The 20,391-nt window shown below is 56.9% G+C and carries 17 protein-coding genes; 6 read left to right on the top strand and 11 right to left on the bottom strand.

Annotated features, from left to right (window positions below; translation table 11 throughout):
- Positions 1-3: 3 nt before the first annotated feature.
- A complete protein-coding gene (locus EV681_RS15830) occupies positions 4-2,358 on the bottom strand; it encodes a bifunctional salicylyl-CoA 5-hydroxylase/oxidoreductase (protein ID WP_130304534.1) in 2,355 nt (784 codons plus the stop codon).
- A 291-nt stretch (positions 2,359-2,649) separates the two neighbouring features.
- On the opposite strand from EV681_RS15830, the gene EV681_RS15825 reads away from it, so the two are divergent.
- The 3 genes from EV681_RS15825 to EV681_RS15815 all read left to right on the top strand — a co-directional run bounded on the left by EV681_RS15825 (position 2,650) and on the right by EV681_RS15815 (position 7,000).
- Entirely contained in the window at positions 2,650-3,123 is a 474-nt protein-coding gene (locus EV681_RS15825) for a MarR family winged helix-turn-helix transcriptional regulator (protein ID WP_130304533.1), read from the top strand.
- Positions 3,124-3,433: 310 nt separating this feature from the next.
- Positions 3,434-5,023, top strand: coding sequence for a glycerol-3-phosphate dehydrogenase (glpD, locus tag EV681_RS15820; RefSeq protein WP_130304532.1), 1,590 nt, complete (start codon positions 3,434-3,436; stop codon positions 5,021-5,023).
- 270 nt (positions 5,024-5,293) lie between these two features.
- Entirely contained in the window at positions 5,294-7,000 is a 1,707-nt protein-coding gene (locus tag EV681_RS15815) for a CYTH and CHAD domain-containing protein (RefSeq protein ID WP_130304531.1), read from the top strand.
- 343 nt (positions 7,001-7,343) lie between these two features.
- Here the strand turns inward: EV681_RS15815 and ftsY are convergent, their stop codons facing one another.
- Positions 7,344-8,417, bottom strand: a complete 1,074-nt coding sequence (gene ftsY / locus EV681_RS15810) for a signal recognition particle-docking protein FtsY (protein ID WP_423191214.1) — start codon at positions 8,415-8,417, stop codon at positions 7,344-7,346.
- 577 nt (positions 8,418-8,994) lie between these two features.
- Between ftsY and rsmD the strand changes: the two genes are divergently transcribed.
- The 3 genes from rsmD (at position 8,995) to EV681_RS15795 (ending at position 10,615) form a co-directional block, all read left to right on the top strand.
- On the top strand, positions 8,995-9,603 hold the full coding sequence (rsmD, locus tag EV681_RS15805; RefSeq protein WP_130304646.1) for a 16S rRNA (guanine(966)-N(2))-methyltransferase RsmD: 609 nt from the start codon (positions 8,995-8,997) through the stop codon (positions 9,601-9,603).
- An 86-nt stretch (positions 9,604-9,689) separates the two neighbouring features.
- Positions 9,690-10,208 (top strand): pantetheine-phosphate adenylyltransferase, encoded by a 519-nt coding sequence (gene coaD, locus EV681_RS15800; protein ID WP_128396778.1) that lies wholly within the window; start codon positions 9,690-9,692, stop codon positions 10,206-10,208.
- 155 nt (positions 10,209-10,363) lie between these two features.
- The gene (locus EV681_RS15795; protein WP_014751910.1) at positions 10,364-10,615 is read left to right on the top strand and encodes a YfhL family 4Fe-4S dicluster ferredoxin; all 252 of its coding nucleotides are present in this window, start codon (positions 10,364-10,366) and stop codon (positions 10,613-10,615) included.
- A gap of 136 nt (positions 10,616-10,751) precedes the next feature.
- On the opposite strand, the gene EV681_RS15790 is transcribed toward EV681_RS15795, so the two are convergent.
- From EV681_RS15790 to EV681_RS15750, 9 genes are all read right to left on the bottom strand, one after another.
- Entirely contained in the window at positions 10,752-11,126 is a 375-nt protein-coding gene (locus tag EV681_RS15790) for an MOSC N-terminal beta barrel domain-containing protein (RefSeq protein ID WP_128396706.1), read from the bottom strand.
- Positions 11,127-11,185: 59 nt separating this feature from the next.
- Positions 11,186-13,909, bottom strand: coding sequence for an AsmA family protein (locus EV681_RS15785; RefSeq protein WP_130304530.1), 2,724 nt, complete (start codon positions 13,907-13,909; stop codon positions 11,186-11,188).
- Positions 13,910-14,359: 450 nt separating this feature from the next.
- Complete coding sequence (locus EV681_RS15780; RefSeq protein WP_130304529.1) at positions 14,360-14,917, bottom strand: YidB family protein; 558 nt, start codon at positions 14,915-14,917, stop codon at positions 14,360-14,362.
- Between the two features lie 250 nt (positions 14,918-15,167).
- Positions 15,168-16,259: a redox-regulated ATPase YchF gene (ychF, locus tag EV681_RS15775; protein ID WP_128396703.1), complete on the bottom strand. Its 1,092-nt coding sequence runs from the start codon at positions 16,257-16,259 to the stop codon at positions 15,168-15,170.
- Between the two features lie 337 nt (positions 16,260-16,596).
- Complete coding sequence (locus EV681_RS15770) at positions 16,597-16,995, bottom strand: VOC family protein (RefSeq protein WP_130304528.1); 399 nt, start codon at positions 16,993-16,995, stop codon at positions 16,597-16,599.
- Between the two features lie 119 nt (positions 16,996-17,114).
- Entirely contained in the window at positions 17,115-17,855 is a 741-nt protein-coding gene (locus EV681_RS15765; protein ID WP_128396701.1) for a CPBP family glutamic-type intramembrane protease, read from the bottom strand.
- A complete protein-coding gene (gene pth / locus EV681_RS15760; RefSeq protein WP_130304527.1) occupies positions 17,852-18,457 on the bottom strand; it encodes an aminoacyl-tRNA hydrolase in 606 nt (201 codons plus the stop codon). Before pth ends, EV681_RS15765 begins: the two co-directional genes overlap by 4 nt.
- 135 nt (positions 18,458-18,592) lie before the next feature.
- Complete coding sequence (locus tag EV681_RS15755; RefSeq protein ID WP_128396699.1) at positions 18,593-19,243, bottom strand: 50S ribosomal protein L25/general stress protein Ctc; 651 nt, start codon at positions 19,241-19,243, stop codon at positions 18,593-18,595.
- A 104-nt stretch (positions 19,244-19,347) separates the two neighbouring features.
- Positions 19,348-20,298, bottom strand: coding sequence for a ribose-phosphate pyrophosphokinase (locus tag EV681_RS15750; RefSeq protein WP_165393072.1), 951 nt, complete (start codon positions 20,296-20,298; stop codon positions 19,348-19,350).
- Positions 20,299-20,391: the final 93 nt, after the last annotated feature.

Genomic DNA, 20,391 nt, shown 5'->3' with positions numbered 1-20,391 from the left:
GGTTTATCCGTTCTGCATTGATTGGGCCCGTTCAAACAGGGTTTCGATTTGACGTTTGCCGGCGCTGTACTGCAGGGGCCAGTGCACTTGCGTATAACCGATCTTGGCCGTTTCGCTCAGCGTCCAGGCCGGGTTGGCCAGATGGGGGCGGCCAATGGCACACAAATCTGCACGACCCGAGGCAATAATACTGTTGACCTGGTCTGCCTCTGTGATGGCGCCGACCGCCATGGTGGCAATCCCTTCCTGATTGCGGATTTCGTCTGCAAAAGGCGTCTGGTACATGCGCCCATACACCGGCTTCTGTTCGGGGCTGACTTGCCCTGACGAGCAGTCAATCAGATCGGCGCCCGCCGCCTTGAAGGCGCGAGCAATAAGCACCGCATCGTCTGCGGTAATACCGCCCTCGACCCAGTCGCTGGCCGAGATACGCACATTAAGCGGTCGATCTTCAGGCCAGTGGGCACGCATCGCTTTAAATACTTCAAGGGGAAAACGCAGGCGGTTTTCCAACGCGCCCCCGTAGGCATCCGAGCGCTGATTGGTCAATGGCGAAATAAAGCACGACAATAAATAGCCATGTGCGCAATGCAGTTCAAGCACGTCAAACCCGGCCTGGGCGGCAAGCCGGGTAGACTGTACAAACTGCTCGGTAATGTGCTGCATGTCCGCCGCATCCAGCGCCTTGGGCACTTGCGAGATATCTGGCAAATACGGCAAGGGGGACGCTGAAACCAGCGGCCAGTTGCCCGATTCCAGTGGCATATCGATGCCATCCCAGGCCGCTTTGGTTGACCCCTTACGACCTGCATGGCCCAGTTGAATGCCGATTTTTGCATCCGACTGCGTGTGAACCGCCTGCACGATGTGTTGCCAGGCCTGCAACTGAGTGTTGTTCCACAGGCCCGGGCAATGCGGCGTGATTCGTGCCTGAGGCGACACGCAGGTCATTTCAACCATGACCAGGCCAGCGCCGCCCAGCGCGCGCGCCAGCAAATGCTGGAAATGAAAGTCGCCGGGCACCCCGTCAACGCACGAGTACATGGCCATGGGAGAGACCACGATCCGGTTTTTCAATACCACAGAGCGCAGGCTGAACGGCGTCCACATGGGTGGGATCGCAGCGGCGCCGTTGTCCGCGCCCGCCGCCCTCTCAGGGGATCTGGCCTGGCTGGCCTGACGGCTGAACCAGCTTTCAAAATGATGCATCCACTGCGGATCGCGCAGCCGCAGGTTTTCATGTGAAATACGCTGCGAGCGTGTCAGCAGCGAATAAGCAAACTGCTCCGGCGCCAGCCGGCTGTAGCGTTTGACATTCTCGAACCATTCGGTGGAATTGCGCGCCGCATTCTGAATTTTCAGCACTTCGATGCTGCGCTGCGCTTCGTAGTGCGTCAGTGCGGCGCCGGTATCAGTGTGGGTGCGAAAACTGCTGGCCAGCTCTATGGCATCTTCCAGCGCCAGCTTGGTTCCCGAACCGATAGAAAAATGCGCGGTATGCGCGGCATCGCCCATCAGCACCACGGGTACGGTTTTACCGTTAGACAGGCGCTGCTGATGTACCCACTGCTCGCAAATAACGCGGGGAAACTGAATCCAGATGGCCGATCCGCGCAAATGCTTGGCATTGGAGAGCAGCTTGTGACCGTCCAGCCACGGCGCAAAGAGGGCCTCGCAATAGGCAATACCCTCCTCCTGCGACATATTGTCGATCCCGGCAGCGCGCCAGGTTTCATCCAGGGTTTCCACAATGAACGTGGACATGCCCTCTTCATATTGATAGGCGTGCGCCTGAAACCAGCCATGCTCTGTATTGACAAAGGCAAAGGTAAACGCATCAAACGTCTTTTGCGTGCCCAGCCAGACAAAGCGGCAGCGCCGGGTGTCGATATCCGGTTTGAATGTATCAGCGTAGCGCGTGCGGATGCGGCTATTGATGCCGTCGGACGCAATGACCAGGTCCGCATCGTAATCCATTGCGATGGCCTGATCGTCTTCGGCCACGGTCTCAAACACCAGTTCCACGCCAAGATCCAGACAGCGCTGTTGCAGGATATTGAGCATCTTCTTGCGGCCGATGCCGATAAACCCGTGTCCGCCGCTGCGGATCGTGGTCTGGCCGATATGAATATCGATATCGTCCCAGTGGTTGAATTGGCGGATGATTTGTTCCGCCGTCGGCAGGTCGGCCTTTTTCAAGTTTTCCAGCGTGGCGTCAGAAAACACCACCCCCCAGCCGAAGGTATCAAACGGGCGGTTGCGTTCAATGACCACCACCCGGTCCTGGGGATTGCGTTTTTTCAACAGCAACCCGGCATATAAACCAGCCGGGCCGCCACCGATACATACAATATTCATGACAGATCCTTTGAATGCGGTCTGTGGCCGTTGCCTGTCCAGCCGCTGTCTTGCCGGCGCCGCCGGACAGACACAAGAGTGCAGTACTGTGGTTTTGCCTCTTTCACAATTGTGATTTATTTTAAGTTTAAACTAATTTATAATGCACTACAAACTTTTTTTAAACAGGCGACAATGGCTGCCTCATGCCAGGCGTGGGCACCCGAACGAACCGGACTGCGTTTACAATTTGCCCGGCCACACCTGAACGGCTATGTCGTTTTATTTACGTTTATTTCAGCAGGAGCAGTTATGCAACACGATCTGGAAACCCGCGCCGCAACCATTGATCACTCCGAATTGCGTCTGTGGCTACGCCTGCTTACCTGCACCAGCCTGATCGAAAATCGCATCCGCAATTATCTGCGCGTGCAATTCGATTGCACCCTGCCGCGCTTTGACCTGATGGCGCAACTGGCCAAGGAGCCGCAAGGCATGCGGATGGGGGAACTGTCCGCAAGACTGATGGTCAGCAACGGCAACGTGACCACCATTGCCAATCAGCTGGAAAAAGAAGGGCTGATCCTGCGCAAGGTCAGCAGTGAAGACCGCCGCAGCACCTTTTTGCGACTCAGCGCAAAGGGACGCCGGCAATTTGACCAAATGGCCTCGGCTCACGAAGCCTGGCTGCAGGACATGTTCAGCGATATGCCCAAGAGTAATCAGAAGGATCTGTATACGCTGCTGGCTGATCTGAAACAGGCAGCGCTTGCATCGCAACAGTGACACAACGGTGGCCCCAACGCCGCTCCCGGTGTGGCTTCGGACATGACCTGGCCTGCCCCCCGGTGACATGATATGTTTTGCCCTGAGCGCACCCCGCTGGATGTCAACCATTTCGTGCCGATGCAAGCACGAGAACGCCCGGCCTGAAGACCGCCGCAGTGGTGCCCGCGCTCAGAGATGAGCTGAGGTTGCAACTTTGCGGCTATCGGCATTTTGGCCACCGCTGCCGACAGCGGCAATCGGGTAAAATAGTCTTTTTGACGATACCGCCCGGGCATCAATTGGCGATATCTTTTTTGGAGCAGTCCGGATGAATGCCGCAACGATTCAGCAGAACGATCAATCAGTCCACCAGACAGATCTGTTGGTGATCGGTGGCGGGATTAACGGGACGGGCATTGCGCGAGATGCTGCAGGACGCGGCCTGTCCGTATTGCTCTGTGAACAGGAAGATCTGGCCAGCGCCACCTCGTCGGCAAGCAGCAAACTGATCCATGGCGGCCTGCGCTATCTGGAACAATACGAATTTCGCCTGGTGCGCGAAGCGCTGGCCGAGCGCGAAGTTTTGTTGAATATCGCCCCTCATATCGTGCGCCCCTTGCGCTTTGTGCTACCTCACGATCACACCCTGCGTCCCGTATGGATGATCCGTGCCGGGCTCTTTCTTTATGATCATCTGGCCAAGCGCTCGGCGCGCCTGCCGGGATCCCGTCATATCCGCCTGGACGATGACTCGCCATTTGCGCGGCCAATGAGTGAACGTATCAAACAGGGTTTTATATACTCCGATTGCCAGGTGGACGATTCCAGGCTGGTCGTACTCAACGCCATGGATGCGCAGGCGCGTGGCGCGCAGATTCTCACAGGAACGACCTGCACCGGTGCACGTATTGAAAACGGTCGCTGGCTGGTGACGCTGCAGGACGCCGCGGGCCGCCACTCGCAAGTGAGCGCCAAAGTGCTGGTTAACGCCGCCGGCCCTTGGGTGGACAACGTACTCAAAACGGTACGCGATCCCGATGCGCAGCCGCGCAATCACCTGCGCCTGATCAAAGGCAGCCATCTGGTGACGCGCAAATTATATGAAGGCGATCATGCCTATATCCTGCAGAATGATGACAAGCGGATCGTTTTTATCACTCCGCATCGCGATGCCTATTCCATGATCGGCACCACCGATGTCGATTTCAATGGCGATGCGCGCACTGCGCACATTTCCGAAGAAGAAACCGATTACCTGCTGTCGGTGGTCAATCGGTATCTGCGACAACCGGTGCAGCGTGAAGATATCGTCTCAAGCTGGGCCGGCGTGCGGCCATTGTATGATGATGCCCAAGGCAAAGCGGCTGCCGTCACCCGCGATTATGTCTTTGATGTGAGCGGCGGCCAAGACGGCGAACCCGCCATGCTATCGATCTTTGGCGGCAAAATCACCACCTATCGCAAACTGGCCGAACATGCGCTGGAAAAACTGCAGCCTTTTCTTGAACAGGGACCAGCCTGGACCGCCACGGCGCCACTGCCGGGCGGCCAATTGCCCAACCTGGACCCGCAGCACTATACCCAGCAATTGCAGGCGCGCTACCCGTGGCTGGATGCTGCACTGCTTGCCCGTCTGGTAGCCGCCTATGGCTCTATGACAACTGAAATTATCGGCGACGCCGATTCCGTCGCCGGTCTGGGCATGCATTTCGGACACGGCCTGTACGAAGCCGAAGCGCGCTGGCTGATCAACCGCGAGTGGGCACAAAGCACGCAGGATATCCTGTGGCGCCGCACCCGGCTGGGCCTCAAGTTCAGCGTCGGACAACAACAAACCCTGGAACACTGGCTCATTGGCAGAACCCTGGCGGCGACAATGGCGCGCAACGCGTTTTTTGAAGCCACTCCATCACGCTAGGCTGATCAATCCAGGCTAATCACGGCAACCTGGCCACCCTGACCTCCCGCAATTGAGCCACGCTCGCCCGGTCGTCGGACGCGACCGGCACCATGCTGTTTACGTAACGTAACATGCACGCCACGCCTGAAGCGTATACAAAAACCCTGGTAACGGGACAGGTATTGTATTTCTTATTTATGACATGTCATCAAATATGCATGGCCGCAGTGGTATGATCCTTACTACAAATCCCACCCTCTTTGCAGTGTAACTACATCAATAATGACTATGTCTGAACAGGAACTGAAGCTACATGTGCCTGCCGCCGCGGCTGCGCAAGTAGAAAAGGCGCTGAAAAAAGCAAAATGCGAAACCATCTCGCTGCGCGCCATGTATTTTGATACGGCAGATCGCGAACTGGCCAAATCAAAAATCGCCATCAGGCTACGCCTGGAAGGCGACAATTGGGTACAAACGCTGAAAATGCCCGGCAGCAATGCGCTGACCAAGCTGGAACTGAATCACAGCCGCCCCAGCCCGGTGCTGGATTTGAGCTTGTACGCAGGCACGCCGGCCGAAGCCGCCCTGCTCAAACTGGCCAAGCCGCTGGAACTACGTTACGAAACCGATATCACCCGGCTGTATCGGCGCCAGCGTACGCGCAAGGGCACCATAGAAATCGCCTTCGATACCGGTGTCATCCGTGCAGCGGAGCTGGAATTGCCGGTATCCGAAGTGGAGTTCGAACTGGTTTCGGGCTCGCCTGAAGCCATTTTTGAGATCGGAAAAAAATGGCTGTCTCAGTACAAACTGATTCTGGACCTGCGCAGCAAGTCACAGCGCGGCGACGCCCTGGCGCAATCTGCAGCCAATATCCGGCTTGCAGACAATGCTAGCGTAAAGAATGCGACACGCGACAGTGAAGTGCTGCGTTTCTGGGCGCCTCGCAAGGCGCGTGCCTACGAAATCGACAAACAAGACAGTGCCACGCAGGCGCTGGTCTCGGTCACCACTGAGTGCCTGGAACAAATCTGCGCCAACGCCGGCGCCCTGGCAGAAATAGATACGCTGGGCGTTGTTCAGGTAGGCCGCCCCGAACACGTGCATCAATTGCGTATCGGCATGCGGCGCCTGACCAGCAACTGGAAGTTGTTCACCGGCCTGGCCTGGCTGCCGGAACAGCAAGTGCGCGATGAACTTCGCGTGCACCTGGGTCGATTTGGCGCCACGCGTGATCTGGACGTGATGCTCGCGACCGTGGTGCCGGTCCTGAATGAAGCAGGCATGCCAGCCATGCAGTTCAGCTCGCATGAAGACGGCGCCACACCGCACGACATCGCCATAGACCCGCTATTTCAACAATGGCTGCTGCGGTTGCTGGAGTGGTCGGTACTGACGCCGACAACTGATCCGGTGGCTGCCATCGCCGATGACACCGAACCGCTTCAAGTGGACGGGGTTGAAGACGCACAATCGGCCGAGCAAGCGCCAGATGAACCGGCAGCGGCTGAACAGAGCACACAGGCCGCAGCAGGGTCCACAACAGCCGGCGCAGCAACCCAGATTGAACCGATCATTATCCCTCTGACGCCACTGCCCCACGGTCGCCCTATTCTGCGCAGATTGCTGGAGCAGCGTCTGAACAAATGGAACAGGCAAATCGTTCGTCACTGGAAAACTGAAGATAAATCGGATATCGAGGCCTATCACGACCTGCGCAAGCGCATCAAGCGCATGCGTTACGCCCTGAATGTGTACGAAGGCTTGCGCCCCAATTGCAATCTGAGCGGGTATGTGAAAAAGCTGGCAGCAGCGCAGGAAGTATTCGGTCATCTGAACGATATGTCTACTGCTCTCACATTCTTTAGCGCTCATACACAGACCCATCCCGGTGCCTGGTTCGCCGTGGGCTGGCTTACCGCCACGCTTGAAACGCTGAAACACCAGGCCGATGAAGCGCTGACACATATCCCCGCAAAGATCCGCTACGACTGACGCACCACCCGATCGTGCTCATGGTCAGCACGTATACGAAAAAAGCACCCTGCCAGCGCGGATGATTTATCCGGGTTTGCAGGGTGTCTTTTTTGTTGTAAAGGGTTTATTTAAGGGTTGTTCAGAGGATGCCGGGCAGCCATCGCCTCAATCGCATTACCGCTCTTGGTGAAGTATCCCGTTGCCCAAAGAAACAAGCCTGCGCCCAAACAAGAAACGCTCGTGCTGCGACAGGGCGGGCAGCGTATACAGGGTGCACCAGGGTGTTGGGTGCTATAGGCCGCAGACCGCTTTATTTATATGAAGCGAAACAAGCTGCCTGGATGTGCAGCCCTTTGGCCGACTAATCGCCCAGCAACGCACCGGCAAACTCGGATGCCACAAAGGGTTGCAGATCCTGCAATGACTCGCCCACCCCAATCCAGTACACAGGCACGGGCCGCACGCCCTGACTGCCCGCAGCCACAGCTGCCAGCGTACCGCCTTTGGCCGTACCATCCAGCTTGGTCACGACCAGCCCGGTCAGCGTCAAGGCCGCATCAAAAGCCTTGATCTGAGAAATGGCGTTTTGGCCGGTATTGCCGTCCACCACCAGCAAAATCTCATGAGGGGCATCGCCATCGGCCTTGCCGATCACGCGCTTGATTTTCTTGAGCTCTTCCATCAAATGCAACTGCGTGGGCAAACGGCCGGCGGTATCGATCATGACAATTGACGCCTTGCGGGCCCGTCCGGCATTGACCGCATCGAATGCGACCGCAGCCGGGTCGCCGCCATCCTGGGCGATCACGGCCACATTGTTGCGCGCGCCCCATTCAATCAGCTGTTCGCGTGCCGCGGCACGGAAAGTGTCACCAGCGGCCAGTAACACGCTGTGCCCTTGTGCCTGGAAATGGTGGGCAAGTTTGCCAATGGAGGTTGTTTTGCCTGCGCCGTTCACGCCCGCAATCATCACCACGCGTGTCTGCCCGGTGCCTGCATCAAACGGCTTTTGCAGCGGAGCCAAATGCTCGGCCAATAGATCTCGCAATGCGTGCTTGACGGTTTGCGCGTCTTCAATGCGCTCCTTTTTCACCTTGTTGCGCAGTTTGCCCAACAGCGATTCGGTCGCTTCCATCCCCGCATCGGCCATAATCAGCGCAGTTTCCAGTTCTTCGAACAGATTCTCGTCAACTTTAACGCCGACAAACAGTGAACTGATATTCGAACCGGTTCTGGACAGCCCATCCTTCAGCCGCGCCAGCCAGGATTTGCGATCGGATTTGGGGCGCTGTGCCGTGCTGGACGCTGCCGGCGCCTGCTCAACCGTCGCAGTAGCGTCGGGTGTGGCAGATATGACCGGTGCTGCTGGTGCCGGGCGGGCCTCGGCCTGTGCCGGCACTGCGGAGACGTCGGGCGTTGGTGCTGCGGCCGGCACGTTCCTTTGCTCGCCGTGTACAGCAGTTTTGGCCGCTGCGCCGGAAGCCTGGCCCGCAGACGGCGATAAAACGGCATCCATGGGCTTTTTCAAGGTTGCCGCTTTTTCGGTCAGATCCACATGAACCGGCGGGCTCGAAGGCGCAGACTGCACTGTGCGCTGCGCTTGCGGCGGCAAAGTTGATGTCGAAGGCGTGGCCGCAGCCGCTGGAGCCGCTGAAACAGCAGCCGGCACTGGCGGTAGTTCGGTCGATGCAGGCGCGGCCGTCTCATGCGCCGGCGGTTCCTGAACGGGGGGTTCTTTGGACGGCGGCTCCTGCGCGGGTGGTATGTCCTGATCCGCTTGCTCAGTCTCTACTGGCTCCGGGGCAATGGTATGCTCGGGCACCGGCATGAGGGCAGCACCTTCTTCAAGCGTCTCGGGCTGACGGGTCTCAAGCACCGGTTCAACGGGCTTTTCAACAGGCTCGCTGGTTTTCTTTTTACGTTTGAAAAAACTGAACATAGGTTGTCGCAGGAAAGTGAATACTACAATAACGATAGGATTTCCTATTTTAACAGTGTACGTCGCAACAATGATGAAACCAGCAAACCGCCCCGCAGGCACTTCCGGCAAACGCCAGACCATCCGAATTATCGGCGGTCAATATCGTCGCTCGCAGATCCCGGTGGTTGATGCCGACGGCTTGCGGCCGACCTCGGACCGCATCCGGGAAACGCTATTTAACTGGCTCAATTATCTGTGGGATGGCAGGTTCGACGATAAATCGGTGCTGGACCTGTTCGCCGGCACGGGCGCACTGGGCTTTGAGGCCGCCTCACGTGGCGCCGCGCATGTTCAGATGGCCGAAACCAGTCCGGCGGCACTGGCCACATTGCGCGCCACGCGCGACAAATTGCAGGCCAGCCAGGTGCGCATCAATAGCGCCGATGCATTTCTGATGTTAAAACGCATGGATGCCTCCAAGTTCGACCTGGTGATGCTTGATCCGCCCTTTGCCAGCAAGCTGTTTGATCGCATCTTTCCCTTCCTGCCCGCCATTGTCAAACCGGGCGGCCTGGTCTACATCGAATCGGACCAGCCCGAAGACCCGGGCCCCGACTTTCCGGCCATCCGACAAGGCAAGGCCGGACAGGTGTATTATCAGTTACACGAACGCCTTATTGCACCGCACAAAAGCGAGTAAATACCTTATAATCGACGTTCCTTTAAACGCTCGGGCCGGTTTTCGGCCTCTTTCCCGGCATCGATCGGGAGCAAACGGAGCTCATGATGATCACTGCTGTATACCCAGGGACATTTGATCCTCTCACCCGCGGACACGAGGATCTGGTCCGACGCGCAGCCGGGCTGTTTGATCATGTTGTGGTAGGCGTCGCCGTCAGTGCGGGCAAGAATCCGCTGTTTACTATCGAAGAGCGCTTGCAGATTGCCGAAGAGGTTCTGGGCCACTATCCTAATGTCTCTGTCAAAAGCTTTGGCGGACTGCTCAAGGATTTTGTACGCAAGGAAGACGCTCGCATCATCGTGCGTGGCCTGCGCGCCGTGTCCGACTTCGAATATGAGTTCCAGATGGCCGGCATGAATCGCCACCTGCTGCCCGACGTGGAAACGCTGTTCATGACCCCGTCCGACCAGTACCAGTTTATTTCCGGCACGTTTGTCCGTGAAATTGCCCTGCTCGGTGGCGAAGTGGGTAAATTTGTATTCCCGTCGGTCGAGCGCTGGTTGCAGGAAAAATCCAAGGTCCGCCTGGCTGCCAGAAACGAGCAAGCGCCCGAGAGCGAATAGGCAAACCTCGCCAGGGCGACCCTCGGCAACTGCACCCGAATGGCTCGCTGGCGCGCCGCCGCCCATTAACCCTGACACGCTTGCCTGTTTTCAGGTATTTGTCCACTCATTGGCGTACACTGTCATTGTGTATAAACTAAAGCGCCGGAAAGATTATGGCCCTGCTGATTACCGATGAATGCATCAACTGCGACGTCTGCGAACCGCAGTGTCCCAATGAAGCCATCTATATGGGTGTGGATTTCTATGAAATCGACCCTGCCAAGTGCACCGAATGCGTCGGGCACCATGGCGAGCCGCAATGTCAGGTCGTCTGTCCTGTCGAGTGTATTGAGATCAATCCGGAATGGAAAGAATCCCAGGATATGCTCATGGCCAAATTCTACAAGCTGACAGCGGTAGCCTGACAAGTCTGCCTTGCAACGGCCCGCACCTTATGCGGACGGGCCGACTACCCCATCACCGTCAAATACATCACCCCTGATTTTTTGCCCCGCCGCCGCAACCAACAGCACTAGCATGATCACGACCGACGACAAGACGTCAAGCGGTCAGCTCTTCATCAGGGTGCAGCTTGACCAGCCGAATCGGCCGCTCCAGAAACTTACTAAACCACGCATCGGCCAATTGCCCCTCGCTGACTACGCGCAAGGCACGCCCGTCAAGCTGCGCCTGTTCAAAAGCATCCTCATCATCTTCCAGCACATCGACCGGGATATCCAGTCGTAGCATGCCTGGCGCGCGGATAACCAGGTAATCGAAGCGGATGGAAAGTTCAATTTGTTTCAATGCCGGGTCGTCCCGACCAAGCGCCTGCGACTGCTCATCAACGAGCAACCAGCGCAGTTGCGCTGCGGGCTTGACCGGCCCCGCAATGGGCGGGCATTGATAAATAGGCTGAAAATCGGATGTTGTCATAATGCAGAATCGAAAAAGGGAAAGGCTCGCTTAAATAGGGGAATATTGGAAAAACCCGCCTATTTAGCAGGAGCAGGTGTGGGCTCGGCGGGTGCTGCCGGCGCAGTTGCTGCCGGTTTATCGCCTGCCGCTGGCGTCTCGGGTGCGGTCTGGCCTGCGGGCGCAGGCTGCGCGGGCGGCGGGTTACTACCGTCTGCTTCAGGCTTGGTCGGTGCCGGTGCAGGCGCAGGCTGGCCCTCCTCTGTCGTAGCGCCAGGCTGCACCTGAGGCTCGGGCGCAGCGGCTTTCTGTGCAGCTGCCTGCTCGGCCGCCTGCTTTTGGGCCTCTGCTTCTTTGTCCTTGCGCTGCTTGACGAACTGGCCCAGCGGCGAATTATTCAACCGCTGCCATTTGACCTTTAACTGCGCGCCCTGGGGCGATCCGGTCAACTCGAACGGCAAAGTCACCTGTTTGATGCTCACCCGCAGCCCATCCTGATTGAGCGTGACCGGTTGACGCGTGACAAATTTGCCAGGAAATGAAAACTGGTTATTGATCAGGTTGTACACCGCCAGATTGTCGTCAGCCTGAATCAACAAGGGATCGGTCAGCAGGCTGAAGTGCGTAAAATGCAATTCGCCTTTATCGAGCACCAGCTTGGTTTTCAGCGTTTTATACGGCGTTTTGGCCGCTGGATCGAACTTCCAGGTGCCGGCCTGCTCAATGTTGTTGGCGTAGGCGGCAGGATCGGCAAGCATCGGCGCCAGATCAAAGCCACTGATCGCGCCGTCGCTGGCCTGGCCTTCGAGTGAGCCAGTGGCATTGGTCAGCCAGTTGGCGCCTTCAGGCGCGTTTCTGGAGGCAAAGACCAGCGCGAAGGTGCCCGTGCCTGTCATGACCGGATTCATACCCAGTCCCTTGAGCAGCGGCTCAATGGATACGTCCTGGAAATTGAGTTTGGTCGTAACCTCGTTGTCCTTCATATTGATCAACGCGTCGCCCTGTACCTGTCCGTCAAAAATACTGGACTTGATATCAGTGATACCCAACTGGTCTTTGGTGAAGTTCAGGGCCGCCGTCACATCGTTATACACCACGCCATGATAGGTAATTTGCTTGAGACTGGCAGTGCCGGATCCGATCAGCGAGCCCATCAGGTCGCTGACCAGGTTGCGCACCGCCGTGGTGGCTGGCTTGGCTTCGGCCGGCTGGGCCGCAGCGGGTGCCTTGGTGTCGCCGGGTGCAGCGGCGGGCGCGGGTGCAGCAGCGTCCGACACATTGTCGATCAGCTCATCCAGATTGACCGAATCGGCACCCACAGCAAAACGCACGTAAGGCTCATCAAACCTGGAAATATTGCCGTCAAAACTGAATTTGCCGGAATTGATGACGGCATCGGCCTTGAAGCTGGCGACACTTTTGAGGAAATCGGCGCTGAAGGTGCCGATAACGGGAATGTTCTGCTCGCGCGTTTCCACATCCTTGAGCACCACATTGCCGCTCATGGCCGACAGCGCAACCAGACGGCGCGCCAGGTCCATTTTAGCCGGCGACGAAATATTGAAATTGACCGCGCGTTTATTGCCCCGGGCGTACGCGCCATCCAGCTTGATCTGGGCTACATTGAGCGCCTCGGACGTGCCGCTGATGCCCTCCATGCGGAAATTGACGCCGAACTGTTCCTTGCCCTTTATCCGGACAGACCCGGTCAGCGGCTTGCCGCCCGCACCGGTAGGCGAGATATCCAGCGCCGGCGAATTGAGCACCCATTCGTAGCTCTCGTCGTCTTCATCAGAGGCGGTGCCTTTGACGGCGAAATTGGTCATCTGCAATAGCGGCGCAGTGGAGTCAAAATTCAGCTTGGGCGCAGCCAGGCTCATATCCAGATTACGCAATCCGGTGCCCTTGGCGCCCTTGCCCGAAATGGTCAGATCAATGCCCGACCCGGTGAGCGCGTGTGCAAAACTATCGACTTCAAAATCGCCGGTCAGCGTGCCGGTTTGCACATCCACATCACCCACAACGCCTTTGATATTGGCTTCCAGATTGCGCGCCGTATACAGCTTGGTGACCGGGTCCAGCTTGACCAGGCCCTGGATATTCACGCTGGCATTGGCAACCGGTCTTGCACCTTCCAGATTGCCCGTCACAGATACATCGAACGGCTGATCAAACGTGACCCGACCGGTATTGACCGTCATCCGGTTCAGGCGCATATCCAGGTTGTTCAGCCTGTCCTTGTAGAAGATGGCACCGTTTAGCACTTCAAGCCCGGCAATATCGATTTTGAAATCGGTCTTTTTGGGCTGTGGCAAAACACTGTTGCTCTCGGCAGCCGCGGCGGGGGCCGGGCGGATTTCATCGCTTTTGAAGCGCGGATCGACCGTCTCTATGGATGGCGGGCTCTGAGTCAGCAGGTCTTCGAAGTTGAAATTGCCCTTTTCATCGCGCACGATCCAGCCCTTTAGACCAGACACGGCAACATGATCGACCACCAGACGGTTCGATATGAGCGGCCAGATGGCCACGGCAAAACGGGCGCTGTCGATAGAGGCAAACGTGGTGGTGGAATTGGGCTCGGACAGCGAAATTTTTCGAACCGACAGGCCGATACGCGGGAACAGGGACAGTTCCAGGTCGCCCTCGATGACCATGGTGCGGTTATAGCGTTCCTGCACAATGCTTTCGATCTTGTGTTTATAGGCGTTCGGATCGAACGTCAATAAAAAGACGGCTGCGCCTACAAAGGCAAACAGCATCAGCACCACAAGGCCGATCAAAATTCTTTTAAGCCAGGCTTTCATGGGCGGCTTGATCTCTCATTCGTAATAAGTGGGAACAGCCCGCTCAAGGACCGTCTGTCATCCCGATAAACGCAGCCGACAGGAGCAACGCTGCCACGTGTGTAACGTGGGCATGAGCGGTGAACATGCGCGCAGAGCGTTGCCAAACCACATTACCCATTCAAGTAGATCCCGCACACACATGCGCGGGATCCCACCATTATGGCCACACTGTGGATCGACCATCGAGACGCACAGCGCCGGTGACATGCCAGCAGCGACATGTTGCTCATGCACTTGATGCAATGCATATCGCAGGCGGCGCTTCTTTTCACATAAAGAAAAGCATGCACCACCTGCCGGTTGAGCTCACGATCGTGCCGTGCCTGCCGGATCTGCCTGTCTGGATTTATCGGGCTGTTATTTTGATTATGCTAACAGATATGGCACTCGAATGCAGGCAGAACAGGACTATTTGAACAGTGAGGAAAGCGAATTGAGTACTTCATTCTCGCCACGCGCCTGCCCATCGGCCGGAATCTGGCCCTCTGGTGTGGACTTGTCGACCACTTGCGGCAAAATACCCGACAAGCTTCCCAGAATATCGTCACGAGACTGGCCTGACTGAGCAGCAATGGAATCGACCGTATCGGCCCCCAGTGCGGTATCGACCTGTTGCGGGGAAATCTCACGGTTTTCGCCCTGATTGACCCAGGAATTGAAAATATCGCCCAGGCCACCGCGCTGGAATTTTTCGGCCAGACCACCCAGGCCGCCCTGCTGATTATTGATCACGGACAAAACCACAGGCAACAGCGCGCTCAGGGCGCCCAGATTGATGCCATTGCCCAGGCCACCCAAACCACCCAGGCCGCCGAGGCCGCCCATGTCTTCTTGCTGCGCAGCAGGCGCCTGATCTGCCGGGGCCTGCCCGGATGCTACCTGGCCTTCCTGTCTTTGTTCACTTTGTGGCTGTTCTTCAGGCTTTTTGCCGCCCAGTACAGCATTGATTGCATCCAGAATTCCCATGATCTTTCCTTGATTGAGTAAGAAGAGGAATTTTGACTATAACACCGGAATAGAGACGCATCATGAATGTTATTTATCTGATAAACATTTGATACAGATGAAATTATTGCTGTTGCAAGGCGGTTGGCCGGCTCAGCCCGCCAAAAAGACAGTCCGCAGGCCGACCAGCCAGGAACAGCAAAGCCGCGAACAGGCGCGGCTTTGCTTGGTTTGGGAAAGCACGGCACGCTTTCCCGGGTCAATACTGGCTTTAGACGTTGAACAGAAAGTTCAGCACATCGCCGTCCTTGACGACATACTCCTTACCCTCGGCCCGCATTTTGCCGGCTTCCTTGGCACCCTGCTCGCCTTTATGCGTAATAAAGTCCTCATAGGCAATGGTCTGGGCGCGAATAAAGCCGCGTTCGAAGTCTGTATGGATCGCAGCGGCGGCGCGCGGGGCGGTGTCGCCTACATGAATTGTCCAGGCGCGCACTTCCTTGACGCCCGCGGTAAAGTAGGTTTGCAGGCCTAGCAGGCGGAAGGCGGCGCGGATCACGCGATTCAAACCCGGCTCATTCATGCCCATATCGGCCAGGAATACGTTTTTGTCCTCGTCGTCCAGGTCAGCAATCTCGGCTTCGATTGCCGCGCATACAGCCACGACCGGCGCATTTTCTTTGGCGGCAAATTCCTGTACTGCAGCCAGATGCGGGTTGTCGGTAAAACCGTCTTCCTTGACATTGGCCACGTACATGGCAGGCTTGGCCGTAATGAAACAGTACGGCTTGATCAGATCCAGGTCATCTTTATCCAGATTCATGGAGCGGATGGAGCGAGCCTCGTTGAGAACAGCAATGATCTTTTCCAGCAGGCCAGCCAGGCGCTGCGCTTCCTTGTCGCCCGCGCGACCGGTCTTCTGGGCACGCAGCATCGCTTTTTCAGCGGTGCTCATATCGGCCAGCGCCAGTTCGGTATTGATCACTTCGATATCGGAAATCGGGTTGACCTGACCGGCTACGTGAATTACGTTTTCGTCTTCAAAGCAGCGCACGACGTGAACAATCGCGTCGGTCTCGCGGATGTTGGCCAGAAACTGATTGCCCAGGCCCTCGCCCTTGGAGGCGCCCGCCACCAGCCCGGCAATGTCTACAAACTCGACCGTGGCCGGCAGAATGCGCTCAGGCTTGACCACTTCGGCCAGTTTATTCAGGCGCTCATCGGGTACTTCCACGATCCCGACATTGGGTTCGATGGTGCAGAACGGATAGTTTTCCGCCGCGATGCCCGCTTTAGTCAGGGCGTTAAAGAGCGTGGATTTGCCCACGTTGGGCAGTCCGACAATCCCACATTGAAGAGCCATTGAATTTCCTTGAATTTCGGGCACATGCGTCCTCACGGGGAACCCGGTCTGTCCGGATCCACGAACGCGATGTGTAATCAGTAATTGCTGTTGCAGACAAAACCGGTCAATCGGCTCACGCGACGCGAAGCGCTACGGGTTTTGCGCAAAACGTTGATTGTAACCCTCTCTGACGCTCTACTTCATGCGCTTGCATGATCTGCAAGAAGAATACTGGTGGCGTTACATAATAGGACCAATAGTGCAATGTCTGATGCCGCCAGCGCAATGATCACATCGTCGATTGCGCCGTCCAGACCGGGCGACCTTGCACCGGACCGTATCCCTGCAACGGATGTCACTGCGGCGCGTCAACCATCTGAATGATTTGAATCAAATTACCGCAGGTATCGTCAAACACTGCCATCCGCACCGGCCCTGCATCCATGGGCTGCACCGTAAAGCGCACGCCACGCTGCGTCAACCGGTCAACCTCGGCGTCCAGATCGTCCACTTCAAAGGATGTGGCAGGTATGCCGTCCCTGACCAGAGCCGCTTTGTATGGCGCCACTGCCGGGTGCGCGCCAGGTTCGAGCAACAGCTCCACGCCCTCGGGCTGCTCCCTGGATACAACCGTCAGCCAGCGATAGTCGCCTGCGGGAACGTCATGCTTTATTTGGAAACCCAGAATATTGGTGTAAAAATCCAATGCCCTGGCCTGATCATCAACAAACACGCTCGTTACATAAATTCGCATATGCTGCTCCTATCTATGAATCGCGATTGATTGAATATACAGCGATTGCCAGCGGCCACGTGTAAATGGCCGGATACAACAAATGCCAAAAGTACCGCAACCCGACGTCTCACATCGTCCTACCGACCCTGCAACATCAGCCAGATCAGCAGCAGCGGCCCGCCATTGAACATCATATGCATCAGGATCGATGTGCCGATCCCGGAACGCACGCGCATCCAGGCCAGGACCAGTCCGGTCATCCATTGCGGCATGACCATGACCGGATACATCCACCAGGGCGTCTCGTTCAGCTTGAAATTATTCAGATGCACAAAGGCGAAAACCAGCACTGACAGGTGAAAGATCCAGGGAAACCATTGTACATACAGTTTGCGTATGCGCCATGGCAGTGCTTCGTCATGACCGGTAAAACCCCGGAACTTGAGAGCAGCAAGCAGCGCCAGCACCAGGATAAATGCGCCGGCGCTCAGCCACGATGGCCCCGAAAAGACCACCATCATCATCACCGGCAATACCCACAGAATCGCACGGGGATAACGCAGGCTGTAGCGAAACAGCATTTCCTCGACCAGCGGCGCCCACAGCACGGCCATCAGCCAGGGAATATTGTCCGGGTCCAGCCGGTGCTGGGCGCCACCACTTTCTGCTGCGCTCAGGGCCAACGGCGCCAGAACGAACAGATTTACAAACCATAACAGGGCTACCCAGGACAGCATGCGGGCAAAACGCAGATTCGGATACCAGTCGCGCCACCAACCCGAACCACCGCCTCTCTGGGCAATGCGTGGGGTAAAGCGCGGCCTGCGCACAAAGCGCAGGAACACTTTAAGATCGGCGCCGAAAGTCGCGGTGTTCATGACCGCGCCTCGCGCGCGGCGGCAAGACGGCGCGAAGCCGCGGCAAAATCACCATCGAGCAGGGGCCCGAGCACCAGTCTGGCACAGTCGATTTCATTGTCGATCAGCGGCATATCTTCCTTGGCCGGCATGGACAGCACGTAATCGGCCACGCCCTGGGCCAGACCACGACTGCGCGGATGACCAATGCCCAGCCGCATGCGCCAATAGTCGCTGGTGCCCAGTGCTGCCTGAATATCGCGCAGCCCGTTATGGCCGGCGTGACCGCCACCTTTTTTCAACTTGACCTCGCCCGGCGCCAGATCCAGTTCGTCATGCAGCACCAGTACCTGTTCGGGTTCAATCTTGAAGAACCGCGCCACCGCGCCCACAGATTGACCAGAGCGGTTCATGTACGTGACGGGCTTGAGCAGATAAACGGCCTCGCCGTCGTGACGCGCACGCGCCAGTTGTCCGAAAAAGCCGGTTTCCAGGGTGAACTGGGTCTTCAGGTCGTCAGCGTAGTGGTCGGCAAGCCAGAACCCCGCATTGTGGCGCGTGGATTCATACTGCTGACCGGGATTTCCCAGCCCGACAATCAGACGGATAGGCAACGAAGCCATGTACAAAATTCCCTGCAGTTTACGAAACAAACCCCCGAAATGCGAACGCACTGCGGGGGTGTACCAACATAATGGCCTGACCGACAAGGCCGGCCCGCGTTACCCTGCCTTCAGGCAAAGTAACACATTCGAGACTTACTTGGCGTCGTCTTCGGCTGGCTTGTCAGATTTTTCTGCTTCGGCCGCGCTAACATCAGCAGCAGATGGCGGATCCTCGTCAGGACTTTCTGCAATCACAGTTGCAGTGGCCAGTACGGGGCTTTCTTCGCCAATACCCAGAAACTCAACACCGGCCGGGACTTTAACGTCTGACAGATGCACAACTTCATTGGCTTGCAGGTTGCCCAGGTCTACTTCGATGAACTGAGGCAGGTCTTTAGGCAGGCAGGTGATCTCGATGTCGTTCAGAACGTGCGAAATGGTTGCACCTTGCTGTTTGACGGCAGGAGATTCATCACCGTTGATAAAGTGGAAAGGAATACGTGTTGTAAGCGCTTCGTTGGCGTTGACACGCTGAAAATCCACATGCAGCACGAGCTGTTTGTACGAGTGCCATTGCACGGCGCGCAGCAGAACGGTTTGCTTTTTGCCGTCGAGCATCATGTCCAGTACGGACGTATGAAATGGCTCTTTACGCAGTGCGTGGAAAATTTCATTGTGGTCAAGTTCGATGCTTTGCGCTTCGCCTTTTCCACCATAAACAATGGCCGGTACACGGCCGGCGCGACGCAGGCGGCGGCTCGCACTCGATCCCTGAACGCTACGCGTGGTGGCTTCAAATTTCATGGAGAACTCCAAATAAACAATACCGTTTACGGTATTTTCAAAAAGGCTGAACCGGTTGGCTCAGCCACCCGACCCGCTGCCGCGACCAGCAACGGATCAAATTCTTATTCTACAAACAGTGAACTGACTGATTCTGCATGGGAAATACGCAGAATGGTCTCGCCCAGCAATGATGCGCTGGAAAGCTGGCGGATGCGCGTGCAATCGGCCGCTTCCTGGGACAGCGGAATGGTGTCTGTCACTACCAGTTCGTCCAGCTCGGATTCGGCGATGCGGCCAACCGCCCCACCAGAGAGCACGGCATGCGTACAATAAGCGTAGACGGCACCGGCGCCGCGCTCTTTAAGCGCAGAAGCCGCCTTGCACAACGTGCCGGCGGTGTCGACCATGTCGTCCATAATGATACAGGTGCGGCCATCGACCTCACCGATAATATTCATGACCTCGGATACATTGGCGCGCGGACGACGCTTGTCAATAATCGCCAGGTCTGCTTCCAGCTGTTTGGCCAGCGCACGGGCACGGACCACACCACCAATGTCGGGAGACACAACCACCAGGTCCTTGAAACCGCGCTGACCGATATCGGCCAGCAGCACGGGAGCGGCGTAGATGTTATCTACCGGAATATCAAAAAAGCCCTGGATCTGGTCTGCGTGCAGGTCCATGGTCAGCAGGCGATCGACGCCCACGCTTTGCAGCATGTTGGCAACCACTTTTGCCGTGATGGCTACGCGAGCCGAACGCGGCCGGCGATCCTGCCGGGCATAGCCGAAGTACGGGATGGCAGCGGTAATACGGCCGGCCGAAGCGCGGCGCAGTGCATCGACCATCGTCATGATTTCCATGAGATTGTCGTTGGTAGGCGCGCAGGTGGGCTGCAGCACGAATACATCGCGGCCCCGTACGTTTTCCAGGATTTCCACCATGACTTCACCGTCAGAAAAACGACCGACGGTCATTTTGCCCAGCGACATGTCCAAATGATTAACGACGTCTACGGCAAGCCTAGGATTGGCTGTGCCGGTAAAAATCATGAAATTAGTGTTGGTCATGATGACTGGAATCGGTGAAGTGAATAAAAAAACCGTGATAAGCACATACCGGTTTATAGCGGCTTATTCACGGTTTCCGCACATGCAGTACGA

This window comes from Advenella incenata (assembly GCF_004217095.1).
GTDB classification, from domain to species: domain Bacteria; phylum Pseudomonadota; class Gammaproteobacteria; order Burkholderiales; family Burkholderiaceae_B; genus Advenella; species Advenella incenata.
Note: the sequence above shows the minus strand (reverse complement) of the source record. Positions and strands in the feature narration are given on the sequence as shown.